Consider the following 19,912-nt stretch of genomic DNA (forward strand, 5'->3'; position numbering starts at 1 on the left):
TCATGAGAGACAAAATTACCATTCTTAAAGAAAATTTAGCACGTACCATTGTGGGAAAAGATGATGCGATCAAATTAGTCATAGTTGCTTTATTGAGTGGTGGTCATGCTTTATTAGAAGATGTTCCTGGAGTCGGTAAAACTTTACTAGCTAAATCTCTTGCTCGTTCTATTAATGGGAAATTTCAACGGATTCAATGCACCCCAGATTTATTACCTAGTGATGTAACAGGAACAAATATATGGAATCCCAACAGTAGAGAATTTGAATTTTTAGCAGGTCCTGCTTTTGCTAATATCTTACTAACCGATGAAATAAATCGGGCGACTCCTCGTACCCAATCTTCTTTATTAGAAGTAATGGAAGAAAAACAAATTACTGTTGATGGTGTTGCTCGTTTTGTACCTTCTCCTTTCTTTGTCATTGCCACTCAAAACCCCGTAGAATATCAGGGTACATTTCCCTTACCAGAGGCACAAATGGATCGTTTTACCATCTCTTTTAGTTTAGGTTATCCTTCTTTTGATGAAGAATTGTTGATGTTGGAAAGACAACTAAATCCTACTACGGTTAATGAACTTTCCCCTTGTATTAGTTTAGAGGAGGTTGCACAGTTACAAAAACAAGTAACTCAAGTAAAGGTTACAAAAGAGTTGCAAAAATATATTGTCAATATTGTGTCGGCTTCTAGGGTAGATGATGAAATTACTTTGGGTGTTAGTCCTCGTGGCACGATCGCTCTACAAAAAGCGAGTCAATCATTCGCATTTTTAGACGGTAGAGACTATGTTATTCCCGATGACATTAAATTTTTAGCACCCAGTGTATTATCTCATCGTTTAATTCCATCAGGTGGTAGAAATGCCAAGGTAATAGTAGCTCGTTTATTAAATACGATCGCCATAGATTAATAAAATATCTCTACAAGCAATCCTAACACTCAGGAAAATATTTTTTCTCGCAAAGGAGCAAAGAACGCAAAATATAAACAATGTCTTTTATCGAACTCCTTTGTCTCTAGAACGATCGTATGATACCCTGAAAAAGAAAAGAGTATAAGGTTAAGGTTATATACAAAAATGGACTATAAGGATTTTAGCAAGAGACGACGCTCTTTAGCCCTAGCCCTACTGACACTGCTCCTCCCTCTTGTTGTTATTAGTCTTATCATAGAGCGCCCTGTAGAGATTGCTCCCGAACAGTTTGATTTTATCAGAGGGTTATTTCCTTCTAATCCGCTTCTCACCATATTTGGTGCTGTGGGCTTGTTGATTCTTGCACAAACCACCTTTCCGAAAACGACGCAAAAGATTGTTAATAAACTATCTTCCTTCAAGGCTCTAAAGATTTCATTGATCATCTCTTTCGTATTCACAACAATCGCAGGTACGGGTTTCTTCCACGCTGTGGCAGCCGCAGCTACTCGCAATGAAAATGAAGCTGGTTCATGGTTTGAAGGGGTTAATACAGTGTTACAAGGGGCGGGATTAATTATTCAAAGTCTCCTCACCTATAGCTTATACATTCTAACTCGGGAACAGACCAAGCAATCTATAAATCAAAGTGCTGCCGCCGCCGCTGCTAATACCCAAAGTTTCAGTGTTAACCTGATTAACACCATTCTTACGGCTGATGGGGTAATGGATCCACGGAAAGGGAAAATAAACGCTATTCGAGGACTTCTGTTTTCTACGATCAACGGGATTCGCATGGGGAGTAGCGATGACTTACATACAGTATTCGTACAGCTATTGGAAAATAACCTTACATCTCCTATTCTCTTGATTTCTCAGTCGAACTCAATCAACACCGATCGAAAAGGTAATCCTGTTTGTTGTTACTGTGCAGATCCTATCAATTCTAATATTGTTCAGGTTGTAGATCTTGGAGACAAGAAACTCGCCCAGAAGTTGGAAGGTTCTATTCTTGATGGACATATGCTTGATGGATTCGATTTTTGGGGAGCAATAATCAAAAAGTTTTCTTTACGAAATACGAGCTTAGTACAAGTTTCTCTGATACGGGCTACCTTTATTGATGTGGACTTTCGGGGAGCAGATCTTTCTGGAGCTATTCTCACCCCAAGTAACCGTGATAGAATCTTAGCGGACGAATTTGGACTTCGACAATTACCAGACGAAGAAATCATGCCCAAATTTCTTGGCAACTGTCAGTTTAACGGTGCAACTATGGAGCGAAACTTATATGACTTACTAAAAACCATCCTTGGAGAAAGTGCAAACAACGCGCTTGAAGGAGTCATTGTCAATGAGTGACGACGGGCAATCGGGCGATTGCTCTATATTGATCCACTAACGGTATAATGGCTTCTGGGGTTGGAGATAAATATTGACAAACTTGTTTTGCCACATCCATTATTTTTTATGCCCATTAGATAGAGGTAACTATGTCATCGTCATCAATCTGGAAATACAAGCCTTGGTGGTGTCAACCTTGGTCAATTCTGCTGACTGGAATCGGGATTATTGCAGGAAGTTGGCTCTTGTTTCAGCTCATCTGGCTAACAGCTTTGTTTATCATCTTAATCTGTCTTTGGTGGTTTCTTTTCCTGATCTTGATCCCCTATTTGTTCACAAGGCAAGAAACTATTAACATCCCTAAAACCGAATAATCAAGACGTCTCACTTAATCCCATTGAATACTTAACTGTCCTATAGATTGATTTCCTCTTTTACCCCTATGATAAGATAAATGACAATCGCTACATAATGCTACTAAATTTTCTTCTGAGTTATCTTCTGGTAAATAATTCCAATGATGTACCTGTAGCCTCAGTTTCGCTTTTTCTGATTCTGTTAGACTTGCCCATATTGGGTTATCACGATTTATACAATTGAGTCCACATTTTTGACACCGCCAACCTGCTTTTTCTTTTACCTTTTGAGCTATCTCCTTCCAATCTTTTGAATATCTACCCATTTCATCACTATATTCATTAGTCTTTACTTTATTTTAGTCCAGTTATATAACTTGAGAGGGAAAATTGACAAGAATTGATTTTAAAACTCCTAAAATTGATTTTTTCCATTTCGTTTCGTTGGTATTATTGTATTTTTACAAGATCTAATAGTAAGACATAAATAAGGTAAACTTTGCTTATCTCGATCGAAATACTTTTTTTTAGTATCAATCAACATTGCATCAAAAATGTATTGAAAATATTTTAATTATCATTTAAGATAGTATGCAGTCAAGATTGAAAAACAAAAAGGATGAAAAAGCAAACAAGATTAATAAGCGGGTTTATCATTGGTTTAGCTATTAGTAGTGTAGTTGCAGCCTGTTCTAATCCCAACAATACAACTCAGACAGAAAGCACTGCGAATAACCAAAGTAGTCCTAATCAAGAAGTAAAACTTACCTTAGTCAGTTATGCTGTAACTCAAAGTGCTTACGAGAAAATCATCCCAAAGTTTGCTGAAGAATGGGAACAAAAAACAGGCCAAAAAGTTATCGTTGAACAAAGTTATGGCGGATCTGGATCACAAACAAGAGCAGTAATTGATGGATTAGAAGCCGATGTGGTTGGTTTAGCTTTATCAGCAGATACTCTCAAAATTCAACAAGCAGGATTAATCGAACCGGGTTGGGAAAAAGAAGTACCGAATAACGGGATTGTAACTCGATCGGTTGTCGCCTTAGTTGGTAGAGAAGGAGGTAAAACAGTAAAAACATGGGAAGATTTAGCAAATCCTGATATAAAAGTGATTACAGCTAACCCCAAAACTTCAGGAGGTGCAAGATGGAACTTTTTAGTATTGTGGGGTGCTATTACTCAATCAGGGGGCAATGCCCAAGATGCCCAAGATTTTCTAACTAAAGTATATAAAAATGTCCCTGTATTGCCTAAAGACGCAAGAGAAGCTACAGATGTGTTTTATAAACAAGGACAAGGAGACATCTTAATGAATTATGAAAATGAGATTTTACTAGCTAAATTAAAAGGAGAAAATCAACCTTATGTGATACCTACAGATAAAAATATATCCATTGATGGCCCGATCGCTGTAGTAGATAAAAATGTAGATAAGCGGGGTACAAGAGAAGTAGCGGAAGCCTTTGTACAATTCTTATTTACACCCTCAGCTCAAAGAGCCTTTGCAGAAGTCGGTTTTCGTCCTGTAGATGAAGCTATATTTCAAGAATTTAGTGAACAATATCCCAAAGTAGAAAATTTATTTACCGTAGAAGCCTTTGGAGGTTGGGATAAAGTACAAAAAGACTTCTTTGATGATGGCACAATTTTTGATCAGATTTTCACCAATTTGAAGAAAAATTAGTCATTCTAAAATTCTATAAAAAAGGGAAATATACTATTAAACTTTATATAAATATTGAGATTTATTTTATGGCTACTGATACTTTAAATAAAGAGATTAAATCTTTAAAAATATCTCTGCATATCCCACCAAAATATCTTCAAACACCGATAATTTTTGACTTAGCATCTAACTATGATTTAGAGGTTAATATTACTTCTGCTTTATTGGGAGAATATGGAGAAGGAGATGGATGGTTTAATTTAGTTTTAAAAGGAACAGAAATCTCTCTTAAAAATGCTCTAAATTATCTTTCTGATTTGGATATTGAGGTTTGGACTAATAATCAAAAAGGACAAACTTTAATGAAAAATTGGGATTTTGAAGGCTGGACTCTTGAAGGTTAAATTTGCTAATTAATAATTTAAACACTTTATACTAAAAATTAAAAATGGTTGCTACTTTTAATGATTCACCCAGAATTAAAAAGCGAGAAATAATCAGTAATATTTTCTCTAAAATATCGTTGCCTTGGACAATAACCATCGGATATTTAACTATTATTTTATTAATTCCGATGGCCGCATTAATCCTAAAATCATCAACATTAGGATTTGCTAAATTTTGGGAAATTGCCAGCTCTGATGTTGCTATTTCTGCCTATCAAGTAACCTTTATTACCGCCCTTATCGCCGGTTTTATTAATGGGTTAATGGGAACATTATTAGCATGGGTATTAGTAAGATATGAATTTCCGGGCAGAAAAATATTTGATGCCATGATTGATGTACCTTTTGCTTTACCTACTGCTGTTGCTGGTTTAGTCTTAGCAACGGTATATAGTCCGAATGGTTGGATTGGGCAATTGTTTACTCCTTTTGGTATCAAAATTGCCTTTTCTCAATTGGGGGTATTTGTGGCGATGTTATTTATTTCCTTACCTTTTGTCGTAAGAACATTACAACCCGTTCTGCAAGAGATGGAAAAGGAAACAGAAGAAGCCTCTTGGGCTTTGGGTGCTACTGATTGGCAAACATTTCGTCTTGTTATCTTACCCCCCCTAATCCCCCCTATTTTAACGGGAATTGCTTTAGGTTTTTCGAGAGCTGTAGGAGAATATGGTTCGATCGTAGTTATAGCTTCTAATATTCCTTTTCAAGACTTAATTGCTCCCGTTTTAGTCTTTCAACGCTTAGAAGAATATGACTATGTAGGAGCGACAGTAATTGGGGCAGTACTTTTGTTAATTTCCTTAATACTTTTATTATTAATCAACTTCTTACAACAATGGGGGCGTAATTATGCAGAAAATTAAGTCGGTAGAAACATGGTTAATAGTTATTGCATTAGGCTATTTAGCTTTAATTTTGATTATTCCTGCAATATCAGTATTTTATGAGGCTTTTCATAAAGGAGTACAACCATTTCTTGAGGCTTTACAACAAAGAGAGTTTAGCGAAGCCGTCAAACTTACTCTTATCATTACTTTAGTTACTGTACCCCTAAATACTATTTTTGGACTTTGTGCCGCTTGGGTAATTGCTAGAAATAACTTTCGAGGAAAAGCATTTTTAATGAGTTTAATTGACTTGCCTTTCTCCATTTCTCCTGTGGTAGCTGGTTTAATGATTGTCTTGTTATATGGGCGTAATGGATGGTTTGGCAGTTTTCTTGAAGCCGTAAACATAAAAATTGTTTTTGCTTTACCCGGTATGATTCTGGCGACAATTTTCGTTACCTTTCCTTTTGTAGCTAGAGAAGTTATTCCTGTATTAGAAGAAATAGGAAGTGAGCAAGAAGAAGCCGCTCGTACTTTAGGTGCAACAGATTGGCAGATTTTTTGGCGAGTTACTTTACCTACTATTCGTTGGGGATTACTCTATGGAGTATTATTAACGAATGCTCGTGCTATGGGAGAATTTGGTGCTGTAGCGGTAGTTTCTGGAAGTATTATCGGACAAACAGCTACTTTACCGATTTTTGTTGAATTAGCCTATAAAAACTATCAAACAGAAGCGGCTTTCAGTGCGGCGGTGGTTTTGGGTTTATTAGGTGCTTTAACCTTAATTTTTAAAGAAATTTTAGAACAAAAAACTAAAATTGTTGATAGTTAATTGTCGGTAAGATTAGTAATTAGGGGCGACTGAATAAATTAGAAGGCTATAAAAGGTATTAGTCATTACTTGTTAGGTATTAGGTTAGGTAAATAATTGATGAAAAACTATTAACAATTGATTTTGCCTAGATTAATTTCATTAAATAATTAAATAACATAGAAAAAAATGAGTATTATTATTAGTAACATTTCCAAAGATTTCGGTAATTTCAAAGCGTTAGATAATATTAATTTAGAGGTAAAAACCAATACTTTAGTAGCATTATTAGGGCCTTCTGGTTCTGGTAAATCAACTCTTTTACGCACAATTTCGGGGTTAGAAAATCCTGATAGTGGTCAAATTATCATAAATGGAAAAGATGCAACAGGAGTTGATATTCGTAAGCGTAATATTGGTTTTGTTTTTCAACATTATGCCCTATTTAAACACTTAACTATTCGAGAAAATATCGCTTTTGGTTTACAAATTCGCAAAGCACCCCCTACACAAATTAAAGAAAAAGTAGCTGAATTGTTAAACTTAATACAGTTAGAGGGACTGGGCGATCGTTATCCTTCTCAATTATCAGGAGGACAAAGACAACGGGTAGCTTTAGCGAGAGCATTAGCAGTACAACCTCAAGTATTACTTTTAGATGAACCTTTTGGAGCGTTAGATGCTAAAGTCCGTAAAGAATTAAGGGCATGGTTAAGAAGATTACATGATGAAGTTCATATTACTAGCGTATTTGTAACTCATGATCAAGAGGAAGCGATGGAAGTAGCAGACGAAATTGTCGTCATGAATAAGGGAAGAATTGAACAAATTGGCACTCCTGCAGAAATTTATGATAATCCTGCATCATCTTTTGTGATGAAATTTATTGGAGAGGTAAATATTTTACCTCGTCATGCACCTTTATTTTCTCAAAATGCCTCTGATAGTTTAGGAGATGATATATTTATCAGACCTCATGAGTTGGATATATTATTAGAAGATGATGGTAATAGTAGCAAAGCGATCGTAAAACGTATTATTCATTTAGGCTGGGAAATTCAGGCCGAGTTACTTATTGCTGAGAATTGGGAAATTACGGCTCATTTGAATCGAGAAAAATTCGATCGTTTAGGTTTACGTCATAATCAAACTGTATATGTAAAACCTAGTCGTGTTAAAAGTTTTAGTAATTCTTCTGTCGCAAGAGTTTAATTTAAAATTGAGAATTTTAAAAATTAAGAAAATGTTTAATCAATTACGATCGAGACATCTAATCATATTAAAAGAAAACAGAAAATTCAACTATCTTTTGTTAAGGTGTATTTACAGCGCTTTCCATCGCTATCAGGGTAAATAATTTCTGGTTTTTTTTCGACTAATATTGATTGATTCATTTTCGATTTTCCCTCTATAATTATTCAAAAAGTTAATTGAATATGATGGATTGTAAGGGCATAAGCCCCTACGAAGAAACCCTTAATCGTTATGAGATTTTTGCTGTTGTTGATACAGATAAAAATAGCGTCCTTTCATCGCCATTAATTCCTCATGAGTACCAGTTTCAGCGATCGAGCCACTATCCATTACTACAATCATATCGGAATTTTGAATTGTACCTAAACGATGAGTGATAAATAATACTGTACGATCGTGAAAAGCATGAATTAGATTTTGACAAACTTGAGCTTCTGTGTTGTAATCTAAAGCACTGGTGGCCTCATCTAAAATTAACATTCTCGGATTTTGTAATACAGAACGGGCGATCGCAATCCGTTGTCGTTGTCCCCCTGATAAAGAAGCTCCTCTTTCACCGACTCTGGTATTGTAACCGTTAGATAAATTCATGATAAATTCATGAGCTACCGCTACTTGAGCCGCTTTGACAATTTCTTCGGTGGTGGCGGAAGGATTCGTTAGAGCAATATTTTCCAAAATAGTACCGTCAAACAATAAACTTTCTTGAGGTACAACTCCAATTTGTCTTCGTAAAGAGTATAATTCTACTCGGTTAACATCATAACCGTCAATCAAAATACGCCCTGATTCTGGTTCGTAAAGCCTTGATACTAATTTTGTCAAAGTACTTTTGCCAGCACCACTTTCCCCGACAATACCGACAAATGTTCCTGCCGGAAACTCGATCGAAACATTATTTAACTGTAAAGGGCCATGGGGTTTAAAACGAAAACAGACGTTATCATATTTCAAAGTACCATTAATTAAAGGCATCGGAATATTATCTCGATCGTCTTGTGCTTCTTGGGGATGATCCACAATATCCGCTAAACGTTCCAAAGATAAAGCCGTTTGTTGGAAATTTTGCCATAATTGAGCAAGACGTAAAATAGGAGAAGTTACATAACCTGAAATAATACGGAAAGCGATTAATTGTCCTAAAGTTAAGTCCCCTTCCAATACTAAATAAGCACCCACCCACAACACCAAAAGTTGTGATAATTTATTGAGAAAATTACTCGCAGAACTTGCTAAAGTTTGAGTAATCACTGTTCTAAAACCAGTACCTACATATTTCGCATAACGCTCTTGCCATTCCCAACGAGATTTTAATTCGATATTTTGAGCTTTTACCGTCTGAATCCCTGACATAATTTCGACTAAATGGGATTGAGTCTCGGCGTTACGCTCTGCTTTTGCCCGTAATTGACTACGAATCAAAGGAGAAAAAATTAAGGTTAAAAGAACAAAAATAGGAATAATGCCTAATGCTACAAAAGATAGCAAAGGACTATAAACGAACATGACAGCGATATAAATAACTGAAAAAACAGAGTCTAAAACGACTGTTAAAGCAGTTCCCGTCAAAAATGATCTAATATTCTCTAATTCGTTAATACGGGTCGAAATTTCTCCTACTGGACGCTTTTCAAAGTATCTAAGAGGTAATCGTAAAAGGTGATCGATAATTTCTGATCCCAATGTCATGTCAATGCGGTTAGTAGTATCCACAAAGGAATAAGTTCGCAAAGTACTTAAAATGGCTTCAAACACCGCTAAAACTACTAAAAAGATCCCTAAAACTTGGAGAGTATCGGGACTATTTTGGACAATTACTTTATCGATGATAATTTGAATCATCAAGGGATTAGCTAAAGCGAATAATTGAACAAAGAAAGAAGCAATAAATACTTCTAGTAACATCCATTTATACTTAATAACAGAGGGAACAAACCAACTTAAACCAAATTTTTCTTCGGGAGTTTCTTTTGTTTTCTTTAGTAATAATATTTTGCCTTCTTGCCCCCAAGTTTCGAGAAAATCGGCGATTTTGTATTCTCTTACCCCCGATCGAGTAGGATCAGCTACGATAACAGTTTTATCACTGGTGGCATAAACTATCACTAAAGAATTGGACAGTTGAGTTAAAAAAGGGCCTTCTAAACGGGAAAAAGCCCCGGCAGGAACTCCTATCAATTGAGCATTTAAACCAATTAATTCCGTTACTGCCCCACAAATATCAAGGGATAATCGTCCATTTCTCTGAACTTGTTCTTTAATAATGCGAACTAAAATTTCTCCCCTGTAAGGCATTTTGTAAAATTTTGTCAACATTCGCATACAAGCAATGCCAACTTCTGCTTCTGTTTTGCCACTAAAAAAAGGATAATTTTTTAAAGGTTTTTTACTTTCGGCTTTTAAGGTATCTGGTTGCTGTTGTAAGATACTGGGATCGGCGATGGGAACATCTTGATTATCCATCAACACCGATGGAGTAACTGAACGAATATTCTCCTCTTTTTCCGATGATTCTTCTGCCCAAACATCCTCTACTTCTTCCGATGAGAATTGTCTATTTTCAATATTTTGGGATTGCTGATGAGTGGGTAATTGTAAAGACACAAAACGACAATTAGTAGTAAGATTTAAACTGGTATTAACGGGAATTTCTGCACCTATCTTAAAACCTTCAATCGTACCACTACTTAAGATCCAAATTTGATTTTCCGGAGGAGAGTATAGCTGTTTTCCTTGTCCTGCGGATAAATTATATACTTGACTATTGACGATCGCTTCCTTTGCCAACTCTTTTAAGTTACCTTCACCTGTTGCTCTTTGGGTAAGTTGATCGCCTAATAAGTCAAATACTTCAATTAATCCAGCCTGACTTTGATAATATTCTTTGATAGATTGATGTTTATTTAATAATTCTAAAAATTTTTCTCTATCTAAAGTTAAAGCAACTACCTCCGTTGAGGCGATCGCTGTTTCACAAGGAAGTCCTCTGATTAAACCTTCCCAGCCAATTACACTACCGTGACTGAGAAGTTGCAAACTAACGGGCAAACTATTGCGAGGATCATAAGCAATACAACGGGCTTGACCTTCATAAACGATCGCAATATAAGGGGGTATTTTTTCTTTAATGAGCATAATCTGACCCATTTCATACTTGAGGGGTTGAAAATGCCCAGATATTTCTTGAATAGTATTAGGAGATAAATTTTTAAAAGGTGCGATCGTGGAGAGAAATTCCCCCACAGAACTAACTGTATATACCATGAGTGATAATTAATTTTTTGAGATTTTTTAGTCTAATTTTTATAGTGAAATAAATGTTGTTGCTTTTAATATCGTTCATTTTAACTTTAAACTTCTAAGATGAACTTTTTTTTTATAAAAAGTAATATTCTTAACATAAAGTAAATTTTTAGATTAATCTGAATTAACCTAAATTAAATGTACTGAACTTAATAAATAAAAGGTATGAGCTTTTATCGATAAAAATTATTTAAAAAAGTTATTCAATTTAATAAATAATTTAAAATAATCAATTTCAATATAGTTTAAGTCAATTATTATAAATATCTTCTATCTTCTTCCTTCATTGATAAAATTTATATTAAAGTAATATTAGTTGATAAATTTAAGACATTTCTGATATTTAAAAATTAAATTTTACCTGTTTTTGGATTGTTTCAGTAAGCCATGTATTAAATAATTCATCTAATAATCTTCTACGCATATTTTGATCTAATTGAGCAGGAATATATTTTTCTAGTCTTAAAATTACGATCCAATCCCCAATTCGACAAGGGGGTAATATTTGTCCGGGTTGAGATGTCATTAATCTTTGAGCTATTTCGGGATGAGGTACGTTTAATTCCACAGGCCCAATTAATCCACCAGTTTCTGCTTCTGCACCTTGAGAGTGTTGTGTTGCCAATTCAGAAAATTCTTTTTCTCCTTCAATAACACGAAAATATAATTCTTGTGCTTGTCCGGGGTTTTTAGTACGAATTAAAGAATAAATTACCTTGTCTAATTGTCTTTTTCTTTTGAGATAATAAGGTTGTAATTCTGTTGCCCAAGTTTTTTCTTTATACTTTTCTATTTTCATACCCCTCAAAATCCTATTCTGTAATTGTTCTCTAGTTAAGTAGTTTTTCTGTAACCATGTTTGTAATTTTTCCTTATCGTTAGGATTTAATTGCATTTGCATAAAGAATTGTTGTTCTGCCATCGCTGTTTCTTCGATCGTACATTCAATATCTGCGATCGCATCGTCTAAAACTATTTCTCTGGCGAGAGCGGCGATCATTTGTTTTTCTGCTAATAAAGGAAATATATTTTCTGGGGTAATAATAACATTACCAACTTCTAAACTAGGATTCATAACTCAGTAATTAATAAAGTCAAACATTAATACTATACCAATTAGGAATGAAGAATTAGGAATGACAAATGACCAATGACGAATAACCAATCACTGTCAATATTTACATTTCTTTACAAAATGACGAAGTTTTGATATAAAATGTATCAATTTAAAAGAAAAATAACATCAAATCAAGAGGTTAAAGGCTCTCTATGTATATAGTTCATATTGCTTCAGAGTGCGCTCCTGTAATTAAGGCAGGAGGATTAGGAGATGTAGTCTATGGATTAAGCCGAGAAATTGAAAATCGAGGTCACACAGTAGAAATCATTTTACCTATGTATGATTGTATGCGTTATGATCATATTTGGGGTTTGCATGATGCCTATCGAGATTTATATGTACCTTGGTATGACAGTACCATTCATTGCTCGGTTTTTTGTGGCTGGGTGCATGGCAGACTTTGTTTCTTTATTCAACCTCATTCCATGGATAATTTCTTTAATAGAGGTTGTTACTATGGTCAACATGATGACAATATGAGGTTTGCTTTTTTCTCAAAAGCGGCTTTAGAATTTCTTTTTGTTAGCAATAAGCGTCCTGATGTTATCCATTGTCATGACTGGCAAACGGGTTTAGTACCTGTGATGCTATATGAGATGTATAAATGGCATGGTATGGCTAATCAACGTGTTTGTTATACGATTCATAACTTTAAGCATCAGGGGATTTGTGGTTCTGAAGTTTTAAGAGCTACAGGCTTGAATAATGATCTCTATTATTACAGTTACGATCGACTCCGAGATAATTTTAATCCTTTTGCCCTTAATATGATGAAAGGGGGTATTGTTTATTCTAACCACGTCAATACCGTTTCTCCGCACCATGCTTGGGAAGCTAGATATAGTGGTGTGAGTTACGGTTTAGGTCATACTTTAGAACTTCATAACTATAAATTTAGTGGTATTTTAAATGGTATTGATCATAATATTTGGAATCCAGAAGTAGATACTTTTATACCTTATCAATATAGTATTAATGATCTTAATGGTAAGAGTAAAAATAGAAAAGCCTTAAGGGAAAGACTATTATTAAAAGAGGATCAAAAACCTATCGTTGCCTATATCGGCAGACTCGATCGACAAAAAGGAGTAGAATTAGTACACCACGCTATATACTATTCTCTTCATCATAATGCCCAATTTGTCTTATTAGGTTCAGCTACCGAACCAATGATTAACAACTGGTTTTCCCATGAAAAATACTTTCTCAATAACAACCCTGATTGTCACCTAGAATTAGGCTTTAATGAAGAACTAGCACACTTAATTTATGCAGGAGCAGATATTATTGTTGTACCAAGCGATTATGAACCCTGTGGCTTAACTCAAATGATTGGTTTAAAATATGGTACTGTTCCTGTGGTGCGTGGAGTTGGTGGTTTAATTGACACCGTTTTTGATAAAGATAATGATCAATATCGTAAAGAAGAAGAAAGAAACGGATTTGTCTTCTATCATACAGATCATCATGCCTTAGAATCAGGATTAGAACGGGCGCTCGGATTGTGGCATTATTTCCCTAAAGAGTTTGAAAAACTACAAAAACAAGGGATGAACTATGATTATTCTTGGAAAAATCCGGGTCAAAAATATATTGATCTTTATGAATTTTTACGTCATAAATAATTAATAGTCATAAACAATTAACAATAATAAAAAATCTAAATTTAAACTTTTAAATAAAATTATTTTGATAATCATTAAACAGTATTTAAAACTAAAAAGAATTATTTTATGAGAATTTGTAGATACTTTTAATTGTTAAATTATAATAGCGTATAGCTAATTAAATATAATTGATTTAAAACAATTGCAAGTCCCGAAAAAATAGATTGAAATTTGAGAATTAATAAAAACTATCAATAATCTTCTTACTTATTCGTTACTAAAAGTTAACATAAAATTAATTTGACACATTATTTAAAACCGATCAAAAATGAACAAACCTTTAACGATTAAATTAGATTTACCTAGCGAATGGTTAGATAAAATTGAAAACTTAGCCAAAGAAAAACAACAACCTTTAGACCAATTAATCACAGATATTCTTGGTCAATATTTAGGTTATAATCTGGAAAATACTAGGCTCGATCGACTAGAAAAGCAACATCAAGATTTAACTAATCGATTAGAAACATTAGAAGATAAAGATTATCAACTCGAAAAACTTCAATACCGTTTTGAAATCATAGAGAAGTTAATTGCAAGTCTGCAAACTCAAGTTATATCTCGTCCTTTAGATCTAATAAATCATTCCCTTATGATAGAAGAAGTTGAAGATGAGCCAGACGAAATTTTAACAGATTTTTTACAGTAGATTTGAAGTTTAAAATTTCTTAAGTAATCTTTTCCATTCTCAATTCTCAATTTAAACAAAACCTAATGACTGATTTAATCGCACTTTTTTCCGCCGCAGCGATCGGTGGATTGTTAGCATATATACTACGACAACCAATTATTTTAGGTTATCTATTCGCAGGTATCATTGTAGGCCCTTTTGAATTAGGGTTAATTCATGATTATGAGATAGTACATACTGTTGCTGAATTGGGAGTAACCTTCCTCTTGTTTGCCATCGGTGTAGAATTTTCCTTTGCCGAATTGAATAAAGTTAAAAACATCAGCTTAGGAGGTGGAGGACTTCAAATTGTTTTAACCATAGCAATTACAGCCTTTGTCTCCGTCACCGTAGGATGGGTAACAACAATACCTCAAGGTATCTTTTTAGGAGAACTTCTTTCTCTTTCATCAACGGCAGTAGTACTAAAAGCATTGATGGAATCTAACGAAACTAGCACTTCTCATGGTCAAGTTATGTTAGGTATTCTGATCATTCAAGATTTAGCCTTAGGGTTAATGTTAGCCGTATTACCTGCCCTAAATCAACCCATTGATCAAATTGGTGTCGCCATTGCTATTGCGTTACTAAAATTAGCTTTATTTGCTTTGGGTGCGATCGCAGTGGGGAAATGGTTAATTCCTCCCTACTTAAAATTATTAGCAAAAACTGAGAGTAAAGAAATCTTTTTATTAGGAGTAGTGGCGTTATGTCTCTGTATCGCCTTATTAACAGGAGAAATCGGTTTATCGACAGAAATGGGAGCTTTTGTGGCAGGGTTGATGATTTCTGAAGTCGAATATTCTGATCAAACCCTTGATTATGTTGAACCTTTACGAGATATTTGTGCGGCCGCATTTTTTGTGGCGATCGGCATATTAATTGATCCACTATTTTTATGGCAGAATTTAGCCTTAATTATGGGCTTAGTATCCCTTGTCTTAATTGGTAAATCCTTTGTTATCACCCCTTTAGTCATCTTATTTCGTTATCCCGTCAAAACCGCCATTATTACAGGATTAGGATTAGCTCAAATTGGGGAGTTTTCCTTTGTTTTAGCTGATGAAGGTAGAAGTTTTGGTTTAATTTCTCAAGAAGTGTATATGTTTATCTTAGGCACAACGGCGATGACTTTGGTTGTAACCCCTTTTGTACTACAATTTTTACCCATTATTCTCTCGAAAGCTGAATCTTCAACTAAGTTTGAAAGTTGGCTAACAAAACTAGAAAAACCGATAGAAATTTCTGAACAATGTGGACTCAAAAATCATGTTATCGTTTGTGGATATGGACGAGTAGGAAAAAATGTAGTAAAACTTTTATTGAATCAAGGTCATAAAGTATTAGTAATTGATCAATCTGAAGAAAAAATTAAAACCCTGCGGAAAAAAAATATCCCTTACCTTTACGGAAGCGCTTCTAGTTTAGTATTACTAGAAAAAGCAGAAGTCTGTACAGCCAAAGCAATGGCGATCGCATTACCTGATTCCATGAGTTCTCGATTATGTGTAAAAAGAGCTTTACAAATTAACCCTGAATTAGATATGGTAGTTCGTGCCAATGATGCAGAAGACATAGAAATGTTATATCAATTGGGTGCAAAAGAAGTTATACAACCCGAATTTGAAGCCAGTTTAGAACTTTCTGCCCATTTATTAAGAGTGTTAGGATTACCAAAATTTGCTATTCAACAGGAAATTCAACAAATTAGACAATCTCAATACTCACAACTACAACCTGAACGTTCTGAGGAAGAAATACTAAGAGAATTAGAAGAAGCAGTTAGTACGATGAATAACAAATGGTATAACTTGCCTGATGATTCTTCCTTAATCGGTATGACTCTCGAAAAAGCCCATATTCGTCGCCTTACAGGAGTAAGTATCATTGAAATTCAGCGTCCCAATGGCGAAAAATTAGATTATCCCCCCGCACAAACCATGTTAGAAAAAGGAGACAAATTATTACTCGTAGGCGCACCAGAAGATTTTGAGGCTTTTGATTATGTAGTAAAAGAGAAAGTTATGTTACCGAAAGATGGAGAATCTTGTATTTGGGTATCTATTCCTAAAAATAATGATCTTGCCACTCAAAAATTAGAAGAAATCAAAAGAAAACAAGAGCTTGGTATCATGGTTCAAGGTATTAGGCGTAAAAACCAGTATATTCGTTTTCCAGATCTGCAAAAAGATATTAAAGCAGGAGACAATATCTTATTATTCGGAAAATTAGATATATTAAATGAGTTTCAAATGAATATTTAGTATTTCCATACAAAGTTTTTTGACGAAAATAGGAGCGTTTTCCCTAAAAATATACTTTTTTCGATCGAATAAAATTTTAAAATGTTGTAGTAGTAATTTATCGATTATAAGATTGATCTTTGCGATAAAGTTACCTGTAAGCTCAGACACATCTAAGTAAAATGTTGAGGGTAGGTAATAGTTAATAAATAACAGTTTCATCAATTTTTAACGTCAATTCTTACAACTGTCTCCTCTCTCCTACCTTCACCGACATTCTGTATCGAACTTAGGTAGTGCATAGCTTTACAGATTAAATACTAAGGATCTAATTCTACAACTGCTATAGTAAAATAAGTCCATAGATAAGCCAACTTACTCAAAAAAAGAGTTTTTTAGTAATTATGATGTCTTCCTCTGAAATTAATTCCCCTTCCCCTGTAGAAAGTATTATAAAACTATTACGTTGGGATAAACCTGCCGGGCGACTGATTTTGATGATTCCCGCTTTATGGGCTGTTTTTTTTGCCAGTATGGGAGAACCTCCTATTGTCTTAGTCGGTATCATTATTTTAGGTAGTTTAGCTACCAGTGCCGCAGGATGTGTTATTAATGATTTATGGGATCGAAATATTGATAATCAAGTAGAAAGAACCAAAAATCGCCCTCTTGCTTCCCGTGACTTATCAGTAAAAGTGGGTATTATTGTTTTTATTATTAGTTTGAGTTGTGCGGCAGGTTTGGCATTTTATCTTAATACTCTCAGTTTTTGGCTTTGTGTGGCTTCTGTACCTGTAATTATTTGTTATCCCTTGGCTAAAAGAGTTTTTCCTATTCCTCAGTTAGTGTTATCTCTTGCTTGGGGTTTTGCTGTATTAATTAGTTGGAGTGCCGTTACAGGTAATCTTAGCTTTAACACTTGGGTACTTTGGGCTGCGACAATAACATGGACAATGGGCTTTGATACTGTATATGCCATGGCCGACAAATCTGATGATCTCAAAGTGGGAATTAATTCTAGTGCCATATTTTTTGGAGATTTAGCGGGGGAAGTAGTAGGCTTATTTTTTGCCCTCACTGCTGGTTTATTCGCTTATTTAGGCTCAACAAATGGTTTTAACTTTATTTTTGGGCTAACATGGTCGATCGCTGTAATTTTGTGGGTAGGACAGTATATTGAGTTAAGACAATTGAATCAAGATTCTATCAATTATGGACAAATATTCAGTCAAAATGTGTGGATAGGCTTTATCTTATTATTAGGTATTATTTTTGGTAATTAAGTAATAATTAATAAAGATCTCATACTCTAATTAACAATTATTCACTATTCACTATCAACTATTTTGAATAACTGGTTAGGCTTAATTATTGGTAATTCTCGTCTCCATTGGTGTTATTTTGAAGATGAGAAAATGTGTCAAACATGGAATACTCCTCAAGTTGATTCTTTGGGAGAGTTGTGTGATATTGTGGATAAAACTCTTTATTTTCACATAAAACAGCAAATTCCTTTATATATTGCTTCAGTAGTGCCTTCTGCTACTAAAATTTATCTATCTCTGCCTCAAACAAGGATTATTAATCCGATAACTATTCCTTTACGAGATATTTATTCAACAATGGGTGTCGATCGAGTGTTAACATTATGGGGAGCTGGATGTAACTATGGTTTTCCCTGTTTAGTTATCGATAGTGGTACGGCTTTAACTTTTACCGGTGCTGATGAAAACAAGAAATTTATTGGTGGTGCTATTCTACCGGGAGTAAGACTACAATTACAAACTCTTTTTTTTAATACTGCGGCATTACCAGAAATTGAGATTATTAAAGAAATAACTCCTCGTTGGGCAAAAAATACTCCTTCAGCAATTCAAAGTGGAGTACTTTATACAATTATTGCCGGTATCAAAGATTTTAGTCAAGATTGGTTAAAAAAATATCCTGAAAGTAAAGTTATTTTAACTGGTGGAGATGCAGTATTATTAGGTCAATATTTAGAAGAAGTTTTCCCTTCCATGACAGATAAAGTTTATGTGGATAGTAACCTTATTTTTTTAGGTATTAAAGAATATTTAAAACTTAACAACTAATACCTAATACCTTGCTATTACCCATCGAACTGAGGTAAATTTTTATCTTATATTTTAGTAAAATATAAACTCGATCGATTTTGATTATTTGATGATCGAGCTTTATAAAAATACTTTCTATTATCAACTTATTTTTTGTTTTAATTTTTGATAATTTCTTTTTCAGAGTTTTTCATTAAGGTTACTTTTACTTCATCGATCGCATTATTTAATTGATTAATTTTTTCTTCTAAAGTGATGCGACTATGTTCAATTTCTTCATCATCAAAAGTAGAATATTTAGAAGTTTTTATATCAGAATCTTGAGTCCAATCATTTTTGTTTTCGTTAGCTTTATTAGTAATAATTGTACCAATAACACCGCCAATAACACCGCCAATAATTGTTCCTAACAAAAATCCTCCACCAAAATTATCTTTTTCACTCATAATTTTTTCCTTAATAACTTTCTGATTTTTTATATATTAAACGTAATTAAATTTTAAAAAATAGGGGATATATTTTGACGATTAATTATCAAATGTACCAAATGATCGATCGCCAGCATCACCTAATCCGGGAACAATATAACCTGAATCGTTCACTTGTTCATCGATCATAGCAGTATAAATATTCAAGCTGGGATAATTCGCACTTAATTTTTGTAAAGCTGGAGGAGCAGAAACGACAGAAATAATGCGAATAAAATCAGGATTTCCCCCTCGTTTGACAATTTCTTCCATGGCGAACATAATTGATCCACCGGTAGCTAACATGGGATCTAAAATTATAATGTGTGTGTTTGGTGCAAATTTTTTAGGTAATTTATTAAGATAACAGGTGGCTTCTAAAGTTTCCTCATTTCTCACCAATCCTAAGTGATAAGTTAGTGCTAGAGGTAAAAGGGTTTGACACCCCTCCCAAAGAGTTAAACCAGCCCTTAAAATGGGAACCATGACGATCGAAGTGTTAGGATCAATAAAAGTGGCGGAAGCGGTGGTTAAAGGAGTCTCAACTTGTGTCTCGATGGTGGGCAACCAATCCCGAATTGCCTCATAGGTTAACCAACGTCCTAATTCTACCATGGCAGTTTTAAAAAGAGTAACAGGGGTATTCTTATCTCTTGTCACTCCTAACCAGTGTTTTATTAAAGGATGGGGAGGGACATAAATTTTTAACTGTGGAGGCATTAATTTTGATCCTTATTTGT

Annotated in this window: 18 protein-coding genes; 13 read left to right on the forward strand and 5 right to left on the reverse strand. The window is 34.4% G+C overall.

The window, feature by feature from the left end; translation table 11 throughout:
- The first annotated feature begins 2 nt into the window (after positions 1–2).
- From GM3709_RS17435 to GM3709_RS21840, 3 genes are all read left to right on the forward strand, one after another.
- On the forward strand, positions 3–911 hold the full coding sequence (locus GM3709_RS17435; protein WP_066121554.1) for a MoxR family ATPase: 909 nt from the start codon (positions 3–5) through the stop codon (positions 909–911).
- Between the two features lie 495 nt (positions 912–1,406).
- On the forward strand, positions 1,407–2,276 hold the full coding sequence (locus GM3709_RS20305; RefSeq protein ID WP_197671853.1) for a pentapeptide repeat-containing protein: 870 nt from the start codon (positions 1,407–1,409) through the stop codon (positions 2,274–2,276).
- A gap of 131 nt (positions 2,277–2,407) precedes the next feature.
- On the forward strand, positions 2,408–2,632 hold the full coding sequence (locus tag GM3709_RS21840) for a DUF6737 family protein (RefSeq protein WP_071828065.1): 225 nt from the start codon (positions 2,408–2,410) through the stop codon (positions 2,630–2,632).
- Positions 2,633–2,646: 14 nt separating this feature from the next.
- On the opposite strand, the gene GM3709_RS17445 is transcribed toward GM3709_RS21840, so the two are convergent.
- Positions 2,647–2,940, reverse strand: coding sequence for an HNH endonuclease (locus tag GM3709_RS17445; RefSeq protein ID WP_066121558.1), 294 nt, complete (start codon positions 2,938–2,940; stop codon positions 2,647–2,649).
- Between the two features lie 293 nt (positions 2,941–3,233).
- On the opposite strand from GM3709_RS17445, the gene GM3709_RS17450 reads away from it, so the two are divergent.
- The 5 genes from GM3709_RS17450 to GM3709_RS17470 all read left to right on the forward strand — a co-directional run bounded on the left by GM3709_RS17450 (position 3,234) and on the right by GM3709_RS17470 (position 7,585).
- Positions 3,234–4,301 (forward strand): sulfate ABC transporter substrate-binding protein, encoded by a 1,068-nt coding sequence (locus GM3709_RS17450; protein WP_066121560.1) that lies wholly within the window; start codon positions 3,234–3,236, stop codon positions 4,299–4,301.
- A 68-nt stretch (positions 4,302–4,369) separates the two neighbouring features.
- Positions 4,370–4,687, forward strand: coding sequence for an NIL domain-containing protein (locus tag GM3709_RS17455; protein ID WP_066121562.1), 318 nt, complete (start codon positions 4,370–4,372; stop codon positions 4,685–4,687).
- Positions 4,688–4,731: 44 nt separating this feature from the next.
- Positions 4,732–5,595: a sulfate ABC transporter permease subunit CysT gene (gene cysT / locus GM3709_RS17460; RefSeq protein ID WP_082713033.1), complete on the forward strand. Its 864-nt coding sequence runs from the start codon at positions 4,732–4,734 to the stop codon at positions 5,593–5,595.
- The gene (gene cysW, locus GM3709_RS17465; protein ID WP_066121564.1) at positions 5,582–6,394 is read left to right on the forward strand and encodes a sulfate ABC transporter permease subunit CysW; all 813 of its coding nucleotides are present in this window, start codon (positions 5,582–5,584) and stop codon (positions 6,392–6,394) included. Before cysT ends, cysW begins: the two co-directional genes overlap by 14 nt.
- A gap of 168 nt (positions 6,395–6,562) precedes the next feature.
- Complete coding sequence (locus tag GM3709_RS17470; protein WP_066121566.1) at positions 6,563–7,585, forward strand: sulfate/molybdate ABC transporter ATP-binding protein; 1,023 nt, start codon at positions 6,563–6,565, stop codon at positions 7,583–7,585.
- A 264-nt stretch (positions 7,586–7,849) separates the two neighbouring features.
- On the opposite strand, the gene GM3709_RS17475 is transcribed toward GM3709_RS17470, so the two are convergent.
- Together GM3709_RS17475 and GM3709_RS17480 are read right to left on the reverse strand one after the other, a co-directional pair.
- Complete coding sequence (locus GM3709_RS17475; RefSeq protein WP_066121568.1) at positions 7,850–10,891, reverse strand: peptidase domain-containing ABC transporter; 3,042 nt, start codon at positions 10,889–10,891, stop codon at positions 7,850–7,852.
- A 382-nt stretch (positions 10,892–11,273) separates the two neighbouring features.
- Positions 11,274–12,005: a peptidylprolyl isomerase gene (locus tag GM3709_RS17480; protein ID WP_066121570.1), complete on the reverse strand. Its 732-nt coding sequence runs from the start codon at positions 12,003–12,005 to the stop codon at positions 11,274–11,276.
- Between the two features lie 194 nt (positions 12,006–12,199).
- On the opposite strand from GM3709_RS17480, the gene glgA reads away from it, so the two are divergent.
- From glgA to GM3709_RS17510, 5 genes are all read left to right on the forward strand, one after another.
- The gene (glgA, locus tag GM3709_RS17485) at positions 12,200–13,675 is read left to right on the forward strand and encodes a glycogen synthase GlgA (protein ID WP_066121572.1); all 1,476 of its coding nucleotides are present in this window, start codon (positions 12,200–12,202) and stop codon (positions 13,673–13,675) included.
- Between the two features lie 310 nt (positions 13,676–13,985).
- Positions 13,986–14,366, forward strand: coding sequence for a hypothetical protein (locus tag GM3709_RS17490; RefSeq protein ID WP_066121574.1), 381 nt, complete (start codon positions 13,986–13,988; stop codon positions 14,364–14,366).
- Between the two features lie 65 nt (positions 14,367–14,431).
- The gene (locus GM3709_RS17495; protein ID WP_066121576.1) at positions 14,432–16,651 is read left to right on the forward strand and encodes a cation:proton antiporter; all 2,220 of its coding nucleotides are present in this window, start codon (positions 14,432–14,434) and stop codon (positions 16,649–16,651) included.
- A gap of 383 nt (positions 16,652–17,034) precedes the next feature.
- Complete coding sequence (locus tag GM3709_RS17505; RefSeq protein ID WP_066121580.1) at positions 17,035–17,913, forward strand: 4-hydroxybenzoate solanesyltransferase; 879 nt, start codon at positions 17,035–17,037, stop codon at positions 17,911–17,913.
- Positions 17,914–17,976: 63 nt separating this feature from the next.
- Positions 17,977–18,723: a pantothenate kinase gene (locus tag GM3709_RS17510; protein WP_066121582.1), complete on the forward strand. Its 747-nt coding sequence runs from the start codon at positions 17,977–17,979 to the stop codon at positions 18,721–18,723.
- A 140-nt stretch (positions 18,724–18,863) separates the two neighbouring features.
- Here the strand turns inward: GM3709_RS17510 and GM3709_RS17515 are convergent, their stop codons facing one another.
- Together GM3709_RS17515 and upp are read right to left on the reverse strand one after the other, a co-directional pair.
- Complete coding sequence (locus tag GM3709_RS17515; protein WP_066121584.1) at positions 18,864–19,151, reverse strand: hypothetical protein; 288 nt, start codon at positions 19,149–19,151, stop codon at positions 18,864–18,866.
- Between the two features lie 81 nt (positions 19,152–19,232).
- Complete coding sequence (upp, locus tag GM3709_RS17520; protein WP_066121586.1) at positions 19,233–19,892, reverse strand: uracil phosphoribosyltransferase; 660 nt, start codon at positions 19,890–19,892, stop codon at positions 19,233–19,235.
- Positions 19,893–19,912: the final 20 nt, after the last annotated feature.

The sequence above is a fragment of the Geminocystis sp. NIES-3709 genome, assembly GCF_001548115.1.
Lineage (GTDB): Bacteria > Cyanobacteriota > Cyanobacteriia > Cyanobacteriales > Cyanobacteriaceae > Geminocystis.

Bases quoted from the DNA above. Each gene is read 5' to 3' on its own strand.
- GM3709_RS17435 (WP_066121554.1), top strand. From the start codon at position 3: ATGAGAGACAAAATTACCATTCTTAAAGAAAATTTAGCACGTACCATT.
- GM3709_RS21840 (WP_071828065.1), top strand. From the start codon at position 2,408: ATGTCATCGTCATCAATCTGGAAATACAAGCCTTGGTGGTGTCAACCT.
- GM3709_RS17445 (WP_066121558.1), bottom strand. From the start codon at position 2,940: ATGGGTAGATATTCAAAAGATTGGAAGGAGATAGCTCAAAAGGTAAAA.
- GM3709_RS17450 (WP_066121560.1), top strand. From the start codon at position 3,234: ATGAAAAAGCAAACAAGATTAATAAGCGGGTTTATCATTGGTTTAGCT.
- GM3709_RS17455 (WP_066121562.1), top strand. From the start codon at position 4,370: ATGGCTACTGATACTTTAAATAAAGAGATTAAATCTTTAAAAATATCT.
- cysT (WP_082713033.1), top strand. From the start codon at position 4,732: ATGGTTGCTACTTTTAATGATTCACCCAGAATTAAAAAGCGAGAAATA.
- cysW (WP_066121564.1), top strand. From the start codon at position 5,582: ATGCAGAAAATTAAGTCGGTAGAAACATGGTTAATAGTTATTGCATTA.
- GM3709_RS17470 (WP_066121566.1), top strand. From the start codon at position 6,563: ATGAGTATTATTATTAGTAACATTTCCAAAGATTTCGGTAATTTCAAA.
- GM3709_RS17475 (WP_066121568.1), bottom strand. From the start codon at position 10,891: ATGGTATATACAGTTAGTTCTGTGGGGGAATTTCTCTCCACGATCGCA.
- GM3709_RS17480 (WP_066121570.1), bottom strand. From the start codon at position 12,005: ATGAATCCTAGTTTAGAAGTTGGTAATGTTATTATTACCCCAGAAAAT.
- glgA (WP_066121572.1), top strand. From the start codon at position 12,200: ATGTATATAGTTCATATTGCTTCAGAGTGCGCTCCTGTAATTAAGGCA.
- GM3709_RS17490 (WP_066121574.1), top strand. From the start codon at position 13,986: ATGAACAAACCTTTAACGATTAAATTAGATTTACCTAGCGAATGGTTA.
- GM3709_RS17495 (WP_066121576.1), top strand. From the start codon at position 14,432: ATGACTGATTTAATCGCACTTTTTTCCGCCGCAGCGATCGGTGGATTG.
- GM3709_RS17505 (WP_066121580.1), top strand. From the start codon at position 17,035: ATGATGTCTTCCTCTGAAATTAATTCCCCTTCCCCTGTAGAAAGTATT.
- GM3709_RS17515 (WP_066121584.1), bottom strand. From the start codon at position 19,151: ATGAGTGAAAAAGATAATTTTGGTGGAGGATTTTTGTTAGGAACAATT.
- upp (WP_066121586.1), bottom strand. From the start codon at position 19,892: ATGCCTCCACAGTTAAAAATTTATGTCCCTCCCCATCCTTTAATAAAA.